This is a genomic window from Protofrankia sp. Cas3, assembly GCF_963555955.1.
Taxonomy (GTDB): domain Bacteria; phylum Actinomycetota; class Actinomycetes; order Frankiales; family Frankiaceae; genus Protofrankia.
The window spans coordinates 1-14,561 of the sequence record NZ_CAUVXP010000151.1 but is presented as its reverse complement, the minus strand read 5'-3'; the positions used below and the strand labels follow the sequence as shown (position 1 = coordinate 14,561).

9 protein-coding genes and 2 pseudogenes are annotated in these 14,561 nt (G+C 64.4%); 6 read left to right on the top strand and 5 right to left on the bottom strand.

Going from position 1 to position 14,561, the window contains the following annotated elements; genetic code table 11:
* Positions 1-356 precede the first annotated feature (356 nt).
* Together U9983_RS22100 and U9983_RS22095 are read left to right on the top strand one after the other, a co-directional pair.
* On the top strand, positions 357-1,541 hold the full coding sequence (locus tag U9983_RS22100) for a restriction endonuclease (RefSeq protein WP_322755856.1): 1,185 nt from the start codon (positions 357-359) through the stop codon (positions 1,539-1,541).
* A 475-nt stretch (positions 1,542-2,016) separates the two neighbouring features.
* Entirely contained in the window at positions 2,017-3,318 is a 1,302-nt protein-coding gene (locus U9983_RS22095; protein ID WP_322755855.1) for a Shedu immune nuclease family protein, read from the top strand.
* A 782-nt stretch (positions 3,319-4,100) separates the two neighbouring features.
* Here U9983_RS22095 and U9983_RS22090 read toward each other — a convergent pair.
* Positions 4,101-4,697 (bottom strand): hypothetical protein, encoded by a 597-nt coding sequence (locus U9983_RS22090; protein ID WP_322755854.1) that lies wholly within the window; start codon positions 4,695-4,697, stop codon positions 4,101-4,103.
* 209 nt (positions 4,698-4,906) lie between these two features.
* On the opposite strand from U9983_RS22090, the pseudogene U9983_RS22085 reads away from it, so the two are divergent.
* A pseudogene (locus U9983_RS22085) lies at positions 4,907-5,575 on the top strand (IS256 family transposase); the annotation flags it as partial.
* Positions 5,576-6,061: 486 nt separating this feature from the next.
* Positions 6,062-6,643 (top strand): annotated as a pseudogene (locus U9983_RS22080) (transposase); the annotation flags it as partial.
* A gap of 1,249 nt (positions 6,644-7,892) precedes the next feature.
* Here U9983_RS22080 and U9983_RS22075 read toward each other — a convergent pair.
* From U9983_RS22075 to U9983_RS22065, 4 genes are read right to left on the bottom strand one after another with little or no spacing between them, the layout of a single operon-like run.
* A complete protein-coding gene (locus tag U9983_RS22075; protein WP_322755853.1) occupies positions 7,893-8,330 on the bottom strand; it encodes a hypothetical protein in 438 nt (145 codons plus the stop codon).
* Positions 8,306-8,809, bottom strand: coding sequence for a DUF2726 domain-containing protein (locus U9983_RS28045; RefSeq protein WP_416211480.1), 504 nt, complete (start codon positions 8,807-8,809; stop codon positions 8,306-8,308). Before U9983_RS28045 ends, U9983_RS22075 begins: the two co-directional genes overlap by 25 nt.
* A complete protein-coding gene (locus tag U9983_RS22070) occupies positions 8,802-9,233 on the bottom strand; it encodes a hypothetical protein (RefSeq protein ID WP_322755852.1) in 432 nt (143 codons plus the stop codon). Before U9983_RS22070 ends, U9983_RS28045 begins: the two co-directional genes overlap by 8 nt.
* Positions 9,230-9,976 (bottom strand): ATP-binding protein, encoded by a 747-nt coding sequence (locus tag U9983_RS22065; RefSeq protein ID WP_322755851.1) that lies wholly within the window; start codon positions 9,974-9,976, stop codon positions 9,230-9,232. The genes U9983_RS22070 and U9983_RS22065 overlap by 4 nt, the downstream gene beginning before the upstream one ends.
* Before the next feature lie 317 nt (positions 9,977-10,293).
* On the opposite strand from U9983_RS22065, the gene U9983_RS22060 reads away from it, so the two are divergent.
* Complete coding sequence (locus U9983_RS22060) at positions 10,294-11,484, top strand: hypothetical protein (protein WP_322755850.1); 1,191 nt, start codon at positions 10,294-10,296, stop codon at positions 11,482-11,484.
* A gap of 1,141 nt (positions 11,485-12,625) precedes the next feature.
* Positions 12,626-14,561 (top strand): FxSxx-COOH system tetratricopeptide repeat protein (gene fxsT / locus U9983_RS22055; protein ID WP_416211479.1); only part of this gene is annotated, 1,936 nt, incomplete at its 3' end.

Sequence of the window (14,561 nt, the reverse complement as noted above, 5' to 3'; positions counted from 1 at the left end):
CCCACCATGCTCCGTAGTTAGCCTCTGACCTGGGCAAATAGGTTCGACCTATCATCCGAACAGTCAGAAGCAGGACAAACGGGCAGGTAGATGACACTGTTCGCCGGTTCGTACGGAAAGATGGTCCTCGCCCGATGGCCCTCAGGCGGCTGCTGTGAGTGACATTTGGTCCCTCGCGGCGTCTGAGCGCGTTCGCGGGTCGTGTACGCGGAGACCGCGTACACGACCCGCCGACGCCGCACCGGGTCGACAGTTGCTTGTGCTGGCCGCCTGATTGGCAGTTGGATCAGTACGCTATGCGGCGGATTGGACGCTGTGTGGTGGGGTCTGGCCCGGGTGTCGCGACGGGGGATGCGATGGATCTCGATCAAGCGTTGGCGCGTTTCGACCGGGTTGAGGCCAACCTGGTGCGGCTGGAGAAGGCGTGGGCCGAGATCCAGGCACTGACTCCCAATGGCATGACCTTTGGGCTCGGCAGCGGACCGGAGGGCGAGCGTCGCCGGGACCTGTGTCGTGGCTACAGCCAGCTCCTGGAGGGACTGCCAGCGATCGATGGCATTCGGATCACCGAGACGCCGTGGGACATCGACGACATCATGCAGCTGCGCGTCGACCTCATGGACATCGGCGAATGGGGGCAGAACGGCGCCGACCGAGCGGCGGACCGCATCGACTACGAGATTGGCGAGTACCGCTTCCACCTCGTCCGGACCCGACGCCGCCTAGTCCGTGACCACCTCGTCCGACTGATCGCCGACGTCGACAGCCTGCTCACCGGGCTTGCGCAGCGGACACCCAACGACCTGCAACCCATCGAGGACGAGGGCTTCGGCCGTCTGCGCGAGACCTTCGCGCAGCTGGAGCGGCTACTCGGCGCTCAGGGGCCGACCGTGGGGCGGTGGAGCGACCTGCGGCGGCATCTGTCGTTTGGCCAAGGGCACGACCTGCACGACATCGTCAACCTGGACTGGCCGGTGGTCAGACCGCAGATCGAGGCCGGTCTCTACTCGGACCTGGACCCGCTGCCCGTCGAGGCCGATGACCTCGGAGCCCTCCTCGCAGAAAAGCCGGCCGGTCCGGTCACCGTGGCGCTGAACTGGGCCGCACTCTCGGCCGAGGCCTTCGAGCGCTTGCTGTTCAATCTGGTCGAACTCGCCCCGGACTACATCAACCCGCAGTGGCTCATGCGCACCAACGCCGCGGACCGAGGCCGCGATATCTCAGCCGAGCTGGTGACGCCCAACTCCCTGAGCCTGGTCCAGAACAAACGCGTGATCATCCAAGCGAAGCACTGGCAGCGCCGGTCCGTGGGCGTTGACGAACTGACGGTCCTTCTGGCGCAGATGAAACTGTGGCAGCCACCAGCCGTCCATGTGCTCGTGATCGCGACCAGCGGGCGCTTCACCGCCGACGCCGTGACGTGGATCGAGAAGCACAACGTCGACGGCGAGCGACCTGAGATCCACATGTGGCCCGAGAGTCACCTGGAGCTCCTGCTCGCCCGAGCGCCGCATCTCGCGGCCGAGTTTGGACTTAGGTGACGCCATGAACGCGACCCCGCCGCACGGGCGCCGCTCCTTCGGTCTGGTCATGTCTCGCAAGCGGGCGTATGTAGCTGATGGGGCGTTACGGGGGTGGGGCGGGCGAAAGGCTTGTCAGATGACGAGGTCTGCGAGTTCGCGCAGGTCGTGTCGCAATCGTGGACAGCTCCGCAGCTCCTCCGTAACGCGAGGTAGTCTGTCTTCCGTTGCGGCAGGTCGCGACCGCTGATCAGTTCTAGCGCAAGGTGTCGGTGAAGCTTGCTGATGGGCTGGGGGTCGATGGGCGGCGTCGGCTTTTCGAGGCCGCAGCGGAGCCGTGACCGGACAACCCGGTGTTCACAGCAGCCGTTGGCGCGACCGTCGGATATACGAGGCTGTCCGGCGCACGCCTCGTCACCTATGACGAGGTCCTGGAACAGCCGAAGACGCCACGCGACTTCCTCTCAGCGGAGGCCCGAGTGACTCGTGAGACGCCATGCCCATCGTGACCTTCGGCGACCTGCCCGAACCCAATGAGGTCACCTTCGCGGAAGGGCGACTCACCACGCGCACGTATGCGAGCAAGAGCTTCACAGCGGCATTCGGACAGGACCAAGGGCAACCCTCACGGTACATCCGCCGCGTCTTCGACGAGGTCGTCACCGATGACGACGATGACTGGAATTGGACGAACGAAGTGGTCTTCACTACTCGTGGCGGTCGCAAACAGATCGAGCTTCAAGTGGCTCGTTCCGCGGGTGCAGTGCGCAAACTACGCATCCAGAAAGTTCCGACCTCCGGCGATCTCACCCGGCTGGAGACCGTGCTAGAGCTCGACCGAGAGCAGTCGACCCGGCTCATCGACATGCTTCGCGCAATCGACGCCATCCCGATCGAAGGCGAGCGCACCGTCCACGTTGACGACCAACTGCTGCGCGACATGTCCGCCGATCCCACTGCGATGGCGAGCGTCTATGCCAAGGACCCTGAGCGGTTCCGCGCACTTATCGAGAGCGATGCCAATGCCAGCGATGTGATCGCGGTCCGGCACCGCCGTGACACCGCCGCGACTATGCGGGAGTGGCTAGAAGACGATGTTTCTTTCGCAAAAGCGAACGCGGCCGCCGGTGGCCCCGAGAAGGCGTGGCAGAAGCTACTCGAAGCGAACCCCTGGGTGCTTGGAATCGGGCTCGGCGGCCAGCTCCTGATTTCGTGGGAGGAGGGAAAGCTAGAACAGACCGTCGTGGGCAGGAGCATCAAAGGAGTCGGCAAGCGAGCGGACGCTCTGCTCCGCACGGCCGGCATCGTTCGGTCTCTGGCTTTCGCCGAGATCAAACACCACCAGACGAGCCTTCTCGGAGAGGAGTACCGATCAGGCTCATGGGGTCCATCGAAAGAGATCGCCGGCGCAGTCGTCCAGGTGCAGCAGACGGTCCACCTGGCTAGGCAAGAACTCGGCGACTACATCCGTGATCAGGCCGACGACGGGCAGTTGCTGGACACAGGAACTTTTCTCCTCCAGCCTCGTTCGTACCTGATCGCCGGGTCCCTAAATCAACTGACTGGCAACCGCGGGGGCCCGATTCCGGACAAGGTCAGAAGCTTCGAGTTGTTCCGGCGGAACCTGCACGAGCCTGAATTAATCACGTTTGACGAGTTGGTCGCGCGCGCCGAGTGGCACATCGAAACCGTCGCCGGCAGCCCCGCTTCGGACGAGCTTCCCCCACCGGGGACGGATGACCCCTGGGTTACCGGGGAGGACCCGCGGGCGCCCGGCATGGACGAGCCGCCGTTCTGAGACGGAGTGCCGTGACTACAGGTGTTCCGCCCGCAACTGCGTGGCAAGGTCGCAGGGTCACGGAGCCGACGTAGAGCCTCCTGCGGCGAGGCTCGGCCGAGATCAGACGTCGGTGAACACGTCGTCGAGCAGGCGGGCGTGGACGTTCACCTTGTCCTCGGGAGGGGCGGAGGCGAATGGGGTCAGCGGCCACAACGCACCGTCGCCCACGATCCACATCCATGCGGCGCCGGCCGCCGCGGTCGGGCGGCCCTTACCGCGACCGCGCGGGAAAAGAGCTCGCTCTCGCTGGTGTAGGTATCGCTGCTCGACAGTGGCAGCGGCATCGAGGTCCCCGCGCGCGCACTGTGAACGCGCTTCCGTCGTCGGCGACATCACGGGGCTGCCGGTCGCCCGCACGCGGCCCGCACAGTATCCGCCTCCCGCTGCGCGATGAACTGGACAGGCAGCCGCCCCTCCCAGGAGACGCCGTGGCGCGTCTCCAGCGCCCACAAATGACGCAGCGCGGCGCTGTGCTGGCCATGTGCCCGGTCAGGGCTTGGCTGGGACGTTGTTGTTCACGTTGGAATCGACGGCAGGCCGATCGACCGTGCTAAAGTTGGACGTGCGGCCGACGAACCTGCCGAGGATGAAGATCTCTGTGATCGCTACGGCGCCGCTCGTCACGACGAGCACTCGTAAACGGCTTGTCCTCTTTCGCCGTAATGCATTGCGAGCCTGGACACGGGCCGATAGGACATTTGGTTTGAGCGGATTTCGCGCGACCAGATTCGAGTGGCGTATTAAGATTTGGCCACAACGTAGGCGACGATCGACAAAACGAAGACGGTGAATACCATACAGGTGAGAAAGCCTGCCTGGAACGGATGGTCGCGAATCCGCCACCTTGCCTCGCTGGTTCCGGGTGAGCGAATCACCTCTGTGGCCGGGCCGGTCGTCGTTGACTGCTTCTGCTTATTTGCGTCCTGGCGGGCCGTCGGCACGGAGCGCCTTATGGCTGCGGGCGCGTCGGCGGTTTCCAGACCCAGGAGGAGAATTTTTGACTGCAAACCCGCATCCAGCTCCTGCAATGTCCCGATCAGCCTGTCGACGGTTGCTGTGTGATTGTGCACTGTAGCGAAGCTGTGGAACGCCCGCTCGGCCTCACGCGTCGCATCTCTCAGGCTTGCGGTCTGATCCGGCAGCCCTCGGAGCTGTTCCTCCAGGAAAGGCAGGTCGGCGACCTGGTCGAAGAGGCTCGGCAGCTTGTCGGTCGCATGGTGGAGGATACTAATGTAGTCGAAAGATCTGACGAGGATACTCGTAGACTCGTCGAGCGAGGCGATCTGGTCAGCGTCGAGATACGGCCGGTTGAACGATTCTTCTAGCAGGCCGCGCACGATTTCCCGTGTCTCCTCGCTGACAGCGGTCAGCTGGGATATGGCATTATCAAGTTCGGACCGAGTGCCCTCGACTGCTTGAGTCCCCTGGAGTGGTGTCGATCGGGAGTTCCTTGATCGTCCGGCGGGCGTGTCGGTCCCGGACGTGAGAGAGCCATCGCGTGAAGCTCTGTGAGAACCGCCAAGTACTCGCAGAGGGAGTGCACACGATGGCCCTGGACCAGTCTGCCGTATCCGGATTGCTGGAGCTGCTACGCAGCACCGACGCCGGGCAGATGATGCGTCAGATTCTGCAGGCAGCCCTACAGGCGTTGATCGATGCGGAGGCGACCGCGCACGTCGGCGCACAGCCCTACCAGCGTTCCGACCAGCGGACCACTCAGCGTAACGGGAGTCGGGAGCGGGTCGTGTCGACCGGGTCAGGGGACCTCACGGTCCGGATCCCCAAGATGCGCACCGGCTCGTTCTTCCTTTCACTGCTCGAGCCGCGCCGGCGGATCGACGCCGCCCTCCACTCGGTGATCATGGAGGCGTATGTACACGGCGTGTCGACCCGCAAGGTCGACGACCTCGTCGCCGCGCTCGGTGTCGAGTCCGGAATCTCCAAATCTGAGGTGTCACGGATCTGCACCGCGCTCGATCGGGAGGTCGCTTCGTGGCGGGACCGGCCGCTGGACCATGTGGCCTTCCCTTACGTCTACCTCGATGCCACCTACTGCAAGGTTCGTCTCGATGGCCGGGTCGTCTCCCAGGCGGTGATCATCGCGACGGGTGTGTCGGCTGAGGGCCGCCGGGAGGTGCTCGGCTGCGATGTCGGGGACAGTGAGAGTGAGGTGTTCTGGTCGGATTTTCTGCGGTCGTTGCGGGACCGGGGGTTGGCCGTTGGTCCTAATGAGCAGTGCTGGGTTATGCGCAGCGTTGGCCTGCTGGGCCTGGTGAGGACGCAGTTGGGGATCGAGCGCTGCGCATAACGCGCCGACGATTCTGATCAAGAGTTCGGCATGGTGCCGGGCCCGCATGATCGGAGGTCGGCTGTGATGGCGACTTTGTTTGCTCTGGTGTCGGGTTTGGACGCAGAGTTGGGCTGTCCACCACTGAGATCTACGCACGGGCCTCGACCGAGGCCAAACGCAAAGCCCTGGAAGCGGCCTACACCGACATCGTCACCGACGACCTGCCCGAGTGGAACCAGGACCCAGACCTCCTCAACTGGCTCACCTCGCTGTGAGCCTCCGCGGCTGACCGGTTATGCGCAGCGCTCACGCCCCGATCGAGCCCCCACCAGGCCCGACAGGCCAGCGCTGCGCATAATCCAGCGCTGTTCATTAGGCGGTTTATGCGCAGCTACGCATAATCCACCCTGCGGGGTCCGCCTAGTGATCTCTGATCAGCATCGGGGGTTGACCGCCGCGGTGGGCAAGGTGCTGCCCGGGGTCGCCTGGCAGCGTTGCCGGGTCCATTTTCAGCGTAATGTTGCTGTCCGGGTGCCCAAGCACGCCGCGGAGATGGTCGCCGCCACAATTCGCACGATCTTCGCTCAGCCCACCGCCGAGTTGGTTCGTGCCCAGGTCGATGTCGTCGCCGATCTACTCACTGACCGGTTTCCCGCTGTCGCTGCCATGCTTCTCGACGCGACAGCCGATGTGACCGCGTTCGCGGACTTCCCCGAGGCCCATTGGCGTAAGATCTAGTCGAATAACCCGTTGGAACGACTCAACCGGGAACTCAAACGCCGGACCGACGTCGTCGGAATCTTTCCCAACCGGGAATCCCTGCTCCGTCTCGCCGGCGCCGTTCTTATCGAGGCCCACGATGAGTGGCAGGTCTCCGACCGTCGCTATCTTTCCGAGGAATCCATGAAAGAACTTACCATGACCAGCGTGTCGGCACTCGCTGCACCACCGGTCCCGGACGGGCTCGACAAACTCGAACTCCACGCGGCATAATAGCTTTCGTAGAGGGGAACGCAGAGTTGAACGCGGTCCGATCTACACCACTCCAGGGGACTCCATCCGCTTCGTCGACATGAGTGGAGCCGCGGGAGGTCGCGTTCGTTGAGCTCGCTGGCGGCGTCTCTCTACCGAGCCGACAGACTTTCGACCTCCTCGTCAGCTTCTCCGATCCCCAGGTACGCCGCGACAGCCCGTCGCACAACCAGGTAGGCAGGCACACCGTCGCGCTCAGCCCGAGCCTGAAGAGCGTCTTCAAGTCGCTCAGGTAGGTATGCCCTCCTGTTTGCGAGGTTATCGTGCTTCGCGACCCACCGACAATTGTCCGGTGAGTAACCTCGTTCGTTGTCGACGCGATCCAGCTCCAGGCCGTCAACGTAGCCGTTGGTTCGGGCCCAGTCCGCGAAGGTGACGAAGTCCTGCCGCCACTCCTTGCAAACCCTTATTCCCCTGGCGCCATACCATCGATAATTGTGTCGATCGGGGTTGTGGCAACGTTCTACCATGGATTTCCACTTGCGGTGCAGACGGGTCTTGCTTTGGCCGTGAGCGTTGATACGCTGGGTAACGATCTTGGTCTTGCCGTTCCGCTCTCGCAGATAGGTGACATGAGTTGCCTTCTCGACGGGCGGCTTCTTGCGCTCTGCGGCGATTCTCTCAACGTTCTCTTGATGGAGGCAACCACATGAGCGCGTGTGACCAGATATAAGATTGTTACCTTGGACGGCGGTCTCCCTGCCGCAGTCGCACCGCACCGGATGGTAGGCGCGACCATGGCCGTTCCGTTCCTGCCGAACTTCCGGACTTCCGACGACGAGAAGTCGACCAAATCGTTGGCCAGTGAGATCCCGCGGTCCTCGTCCTTGCCGGTCCCGTGCCTGACCGAAGCGACCGCAGATGCCACACGACGTGGTGCGACCTCCCCGGAGGCTTCCAATGAACACCAACTTGGACCTGCCGCAGTCGCACTGTACGGGGTGCATCGAGCGACCCTGACCTTGGGCCCCACCTCTACGGCGGGCGGCCCAGTCACTACGAGTTTGCCGAAGCGCTCTCCGGTTAGAACGAGCCGCTCTCCCCGCTTTGCCACTGTCTGATCATACGACCCCAGTTCGACTGGACGCTCCAGGGGCGACAAGTGGGACCGACCAGAGCCGCCGCTTAAACAGGACGATCGGACCTTGGTTCGCTTGGATCTCGCAATGAAACCTAAATGCATTGGCTCCGCATGAACTGGCCGTACAGTTCAGCTGGGGCCGAAATCGACCTCGCCGAGCGTGAAGGAATACTCGATCTCTGCCGCTCGGGCCCTAACTCTGTCGAGTATGTCTGCCAGCTGCCACCGGCGTTTCAGCACCGCCTTACCCAGGAGGTATCGGTGCAGGTCGACGCCGATGTCGGCGATGGCCACGTCCTCGGCGAGTTCCGTTGGGCCGAGTCCGCAGTCGAAGCTGAAGGAGCGGACCCTCGCCCGTCGGTACAGATAAAGATCATTCTTGATGTGGAGCCATGCCCATGCCTCGGCCCAGCCGTCCTTCCACGCCACGTCGAAGCTGCGGATGAAGTAATCGTCGATGGCGCCCTTTTTCCATAGTCGAAGCGCGTCAAGTCGCGCCGGCTGGGCGAGGTCGTTAGACGGACCGAGCTTTCCATCTGCCGTTACATCCCAGGTCGCCCAGTACATCGGTGGCTCGTCGAGCGGTGCGGCCCCGTCTTCTGTGCCTGGTAGAACGCCTTGCAGTAAGCTCGCGCTTCGATCAAATATTCGACGAGCCGCCGCCCGCGGGGGCCGGGAGCGAATGCTGAGGACTCGATGCGCAGTAGTTCCAATCCGGCCGCCTCGCAGATTGCTTCCTTCATGCGATCGTGGCGCTGGCGGTCGGGCCGGTCGTGAGTCGGGTCGTCCAGTTCAACAGCAAAGTCCGGCACTGACGTAGCGGCGTCACACACCACAAAGTCAAAATGGGCCCGCGTCGCATAGTTCCACTGCTCGGCTGTAACGCCCGCAGGCCGCTGGTCGATCACCTGGCTGAGTTTGACGCTAGGCAGAATACGCGCACCATGGTGCTCTACGATTGAGGTGAGAAGCCACTCAGCTCTCCGCTCGGACGCCGTCAGCAGTGGCTTTCGCCACCCGGGTTCGGAAACACCGATGTCATGCATTTTGATCATCATCTGCGGGAGGCGGGGATACGACAATCGGAGAGACGCCGCCCTGGTTCACGCAGTCCTGGGCAAGGTCGTAGACATGTCGGTGGTATCCGTTGTCGGTGCCGGCGGCGTTCACGGTGACCTCGACGGGCGTGTTATGGTGCAGCGGGGTCGAGGCGATGTCGTCGCTTCGGAAGTCGCTCCGCGTGAGGAGTGTGAGCGGGTGGGTGCCGGTCCAGTGGACGGTGACCCGGACGTCGTACTCGTCGTTACCGGTCGCCTGCGCAGTCCGTCGGACCAACGCCATGAGATCAGCGATTGCGCACTCGATGGCCGAGGACCGCACCTGCCAGCCCTCAAGGTATGTCTCGTGGCTGGCGCGATGTCCGCCAACGGCGGTCGTCACGGTCACCGAGCCGTCGTGATGGATGCTCACCTACGATTCTTTCCACCCGTGGCCGTGTCGGCGGCTACCCAGCGCCGCAGCCCAGGTCGAGGGTTGAATCGGTCCACGCTCCCCAGAGGGCGGACATCCCGGCCTGGCGCATAGGTAAACGTCAGTTCCGCCGCGGTCGAGATCACGTGGCCCGCCGTGCCGCGGCTCAGACGCTCCCCGACGGTCGGGATTCTGGGATGAGCGACCCCGACAAGCCAGGCGCGCTTGTCGGTGTCGCGGCCGGCGACGGCCTCGCGGGCGAGCGTGTCCAGGGCCTCGGTCGCGTGGCGACGCTCGTCGAATCGAGCGCGGTACATCGCCTCGATCTGCCGTTCCTTCATCCACACCGTGTCGGAACCGGTACGGACCGGCGCGCCGAAGTAGTCCTGCTTGTAGATCAGATGGGGGCCGTCCACGCTGGCGGGAACCTCGACGACGACCGCCCGCAGCCCGGCGGCCCCCAAGGGATGCACTGTCAGGCGGAGGACGGGGGGAGAGATCGCGGTGATCGCGGCGCTGCGTAGGGACCGCTCATAGACCTCCGTGTACTCGCCCGCGTCGGCGCGGCCTGTCGCGGCCTTCTGCGTCTCGGTGACCCCGTAGACGATCAGACCGCCGCCGCTGTTCGCCATCGCCGCGACGTTCTTGGGGAAGTCTGTCTGTGGCAGGCCCATCGCCGGCGGCAGCTTCTCCTTCCAGTCCAGATCGTCCGTTCTCCACCGCTCGGGCAGCCACCGCGGCATCAAGGATCTCGTCGGTCAACGGGCCCGGCACGGCCCCGACAACACGATGCAGCGCTGTGAAGCTCATGGCGCCAGCGTAGGGACACGTCCCGACATTCCCCGCCAGGCCAGCGCCCGACGGTCGTGGCAAGGGAGGCGCGCCCGTGTGGTTGGCCCGAGGCCCGGCCAGCCGGATCGCTGGCCGAGGGGTCAGCGTGGTGGGGCTTGAGCCCGCCTGCCGGAGATGAGCCCTATGTTCTCGCCTCCTCCGACCACCAGTATCGGTCGGAGATCAAAATGATTCGCAGGAGGTCCTCGCTTGCTGGAACGATGTCGACGTGAACCGCTCGTCCATGCTCAGCCTCCCGTCGCTGCATCCGGCGAGGCCGTGCGTGTATCTGGACCAGTGGGTGTGGATCCGCCTTGCGAAGGCCGCCAACGGTGAGCCAAAAGAGGCTTCCGACCTCCAAGTGCTAGCCGCGGTTCGAGATGCTGCCGCAGGCGGCGTGGCGTTCCCCTTGTCTGCGACCCATCACGTCGAAACGAGCAAGATCAAGAACCCTCGTCAGCGGCTCGACCTTGCCCGGACCATGGCGTCGATCTCCTACTGCCGGACCTTGCGGGCCCGACAGATCCTGCTGCGCCACCAGATGCTGCGCGCTATGCACGTGACCATGGGTCGGCCTACGTTCCGCCCGGAAGTTCCGGAAGTCTTGGGTACGGGCGTCCACTGGGCGTTCCTCGGCGAGCCGCGTCACCTGGTCCTGCGCGGCCCGGACGGTGTGGTGGATCCCGAAACGATCGAGGGGATGCCGAGGTCGCTCCGCAAGGCCAACCAGCTGACGGAGCTGATGGTCCTGGCAGGTCCGGACGATGCCGAGATAGGCCCCCTGCGGGATCGCTTCGGCTATCGGCCCGAGGCGTTCATCGAGGTAGAAGCGAACAGGCTCAGCTGGGAGGCGAGCTACGTCGACGTACTCGCTGACCACCCGGCCAGCAGAGCAGAGCTACGGGTTCGCCTCCAGGCCCGCGAGCTGCTCCACGAGCACCTTGACTTGTTCCAGACGCTGATCAGGGAGCACGGCATCAGCCTGACACGCGATCTTGGATCCAACCCTGACCGGCCGAGGGTGTCTCGTCAGCGCCTGGCTGCGTTCGCTGACGCAATTCCGTCCTTGCGGATCGCCGTCGACCTGAAGGTCGAGCTGTTTCGGAACGCCTCCAAGTCGTGGAGCGAGAACGCGATCCACGACATCGATGCGCTCAGCATCGCTGTGCCCTACTGCCATGTCGTCGTCCCGGACCGAGAGATGGCCACCCTCCTGGCCCGGTCCCACGCCGCCGAACGTCACGGGACCCTCATCCTTGCGGGTCTCGCCGGCGTGCCCGCCGCATTGCATCAGCTCGCCGAGCAGGCTCGAAACGCCCCAGGCGACCGCACAGGTTGGGACTGGGCCGGACCTTGGGACGGCTATTGCCTGGACTGGTCCGAGCTGCTGGGGAGCGCTCCAAATCCGCCCGCCGCCTGAGGCCGGCTTCTTGTGCTACGCATCGTCACCCGTCAGCACCAGTCCGCGGTTGATGTTTCTGGGCGCCCAGAAGGCGCCTGCGCGTCTTGCCGTCCACTCGCTCGAAGAGGCCGTTGCGCCACTCTATGCCTGCAACATTCTCCCCTCCGATTAGTTTGGCGCCTGAGAAGTATCTCTGGCCCTCGAGCACCACTCCAAGCATCCTCCCGGGTCCGATTCGGTAGAGACCGCCGATCTGAGGAGCACCACCGCTCAAGGGATCGGCGCCGGCTCGTACGGCCTCATGGAAGGCTCCAAACACTGCTCTACTCGTGTCGCGTGATGGACTTTGCTGCCAGAGAAGCGCAACATCGCGCACGGCTTGCGATCCGCTTCCGTCCACGTGGAGGACCGACGATCTCTCCGGCATCGGTGGGTCCACGACTTGCCAGGAGTCAGCTGCGGCGTCGTACTTCGTTATAGACAGGTGAAACCGGCAGGACATTCGTTCACCACTTCGGTATCCGTGGACTATCCCGAAGTCGCTTCGGTGTCTCGGCGGGTAATCAGAATGGAGGAGGCGCACTGCCTCATGGACGTTGACCGCCCAGCCCCGCCCGTCATCAACGAGTAGGCCCCGATCGATTCTTTCGGTGATCGTTGGGAGCGCGAGCGCAGGGAAGAGTACGGCGCCGACGTATGCGAACAGGTGTGCCTTCGTGAGACAGGCGAACACTTTCCTTCCCTGGTCCCACCGATGTGTTGGACCGCCCCAGGTGATCCTGCTATCGCTCGCCACATACAACGACGACGGTGCACGTGCGTCGACTGCGACCCACCCGACGAGAGAAGTCATGCACGCTCCGATAGCAAGAGGCTGAGGACGGCCTATAGTAGGTGTGCCGGCCAGCCCAGTTCCATCGACGGCTGGACGTGCCTCCTGCCGCTGCTCGCAGCAGCACGGCCGGGGACGCAACTCCTGGGGCCGCCCGCCGGGGCGGTACGAGGTGTCCCTGCGGGCGCCCTAGGGCGCCCGCACCCAGGTCGAGTCCAGGACGACCGCGGACCTCCCGACCTGCATGACCGGCAGGGTTGCCGGCGCCGCGGCCGGTCGGGGTTGGCCTGCGTGGCAGGCTAGTCACGGTGTGGCACCATTGGGGGTGTGGTCGCAGGCGCGGGGGCTCAGGTCTTGGAGAAGCGAGTCGATTTTTTCATCTCGCATGCAGGGCCCGATTCCGACTGGGCGCAGTGGGTGGCGGTTACCCTCTTGGATGCCGGATACAGCGTCGAGTTGGACGTGTGGGACTGGACTGCGGGTACCAGCTTCGTCGCAGCGATGAACTCTGCGCTGAGCCGCGCGGTTCGAGTATTGGCCTTGGCTAGTCCAGAGTATTTTGCCCGTACCTGGACCGCGGCCGAGTTGGACGCGGCGATCGTGCGCCAGGTGCAGGACGGCGGGTATCTCGTGCCCGTGCAGATACGGCCATGCGAACCGGGGACGTTCCCACCACTTCTTGATCCCCTTGTTCGGATCGAGCTGGATGGCGTCGATGAACCGGCTGCGAGGGCGCGTCTGTTGGAAGGACTGGCAGGCCCGCGCCGACCAGCGTCGGGGCCGTTCCCATTTCCTGGCTCCGGCGAGGTAGGAAAGCCGCCAGCGGGCCGCTCTGGGCCACCGATTGCCTTTCCGGGGCGCCTGCCGCCCGTCTGGGGCCCGGTGCCTGCGCGCAACCTCTTCTTCACCGGCCGCGAGTCCTTGCTCGCTCGGTTGAATGACCAATTTTCAGGGGAGTCGAGCTCCGTCGCGGTTTCCGCCTTGCAAGGTCTAGGTGGAGCGGGTAAGACGCAGCTCGCGGTCGAATATGTCTGGCGGTCTGCCGATCGGTATTCGATGGTCTGGTGGATTGATGCGGAGACAAGCACATCATTGACCGCAGGACTTGCCGCCCTCGCCGACTCGATGGAGGTCGGCTCTGGTGACATTCCTAGCCGGGCTAGAGCTGCGTTGGCGGAACTGGGCCGCCGCGCAGGTTGGCTGCTTGTCTACGACAACGCAGCCGATGCCGCAGTGGTCACGGAATTTCTGCCACCTTCGCCCGGCCGGCTGATCGTCACTTGCCGCGATCCAGCCCTTTACCGCGTAGGTGCGACTCTGGTCGAGGTTGGCGAGTTCACTCGGGACGAGACGATCGAACTACTGCGCCGTCATGTCCCCAGTCTCGAAACGTCAACTGCCGATCAGCTCGGTCGGGTGCTGGGCGATCTGCCCCTCGCCGTCGACCAGGCTGGCGCATTCCTTGCCGCCAGCGGCATGACCGCCACCAGCTATATCGACCATCTGGGCGCCCACGCGCAGCTGCTGCTCGGCGACGCGACGCTTCACCACGCGGGGCTCGCTGCAACGGTTGCCACCGCATACGAGCGGCTGGCCAGCGAGCATCCCGCCGCCGCAGCCCTGCTCGACCAACTGGCCTGTCTCGCCCCGGAGCCGGTACCCCTCGCAGCACTTCCCACAGGAACCGCCCAGCCGGTCCCAGGGGCACTGCTCGCAGCCGATCCGCTCGCTCTCCACACGGCGCTGGCCGTGATCGGTCGATATGCCCTCGCCCGTCGTTCCGGCACCAGCCTGCACATCCACCGTCTGGTGCACACCATGCTGCGCTCCCGTCGCACCACTACGCAGACTCGTGCGGCCTTGGAAGCCGCGCTGACCCTGCTGGCCACCGCCAGCATCGGCCAGCCGGAAAGCCCCGCCGATTGGCCCGTCTTCGCTGCCCTCACCCCCCACGTCATTGCCGTCGCCTCTCAGCTAGCCGCAACTGACGACCTCACGGAACCTGTCGAATTCCGCCGGCTGCTGGACCGCACCTGCTGGTATCTCCACTGTGCAGGCCAAAATTTCGCGGCTCGCGAACTCGCTGAGCCGGCACGAGACCGATGGATCACACTTCACGGCGCCGACCACTCTTTGAGCCAGACCATCACTATCACGCTCACCGCGGCTATGGCAGACCTCGGCCAATATCAGTCAGCGCGGACCTTGGCGGAAGACACGCTGGCGCGCCGGCGACGGCTGCTTGGTGATGACGACCTCGACT

What these genes read in the sequence shown, in the direction of transcription:
- U9983_RS22100 (WP_322755856.1), top strand. Translation starts at nt 357, where the DNA reads ATGGATCTCGATCAAGCGTTGGCGCGTTTCGACCGGGTTGAGGCCAAC.
- U9983_RS28045 (WP_416211480.1), bottom strand. Translation starts at nt 8,809, where the DNA reads ATGCATGACATCGGTGTTTCCGAACCCGGGTGGCGAAAGCCACTGCTG.
- U9983_RS22095 (WP_322755855.1), top strand. Translation starts at nt 2,017, where the DNA reads ATGCCCATCGTGACCTTCGGCGACCTGCCCGAACCCAATGAGGTCACC.
- U9983_RS22065 (WP_322755851.1), bottom strand. Translation starts at nt 9,976, where the DNA reads ATGCCGCGGTGGCTGCCCGAGCGGTGGAGAACGGACGATCTGGACTGG.
- U9983_RS22075 (WP_322755853.1), bottom strand. Translation starts at nt 8,330, where the DNA reads ATGTACTGGGCGACCTGGGATGTAACGGCAGATGGAAAGCTCGGTCCG.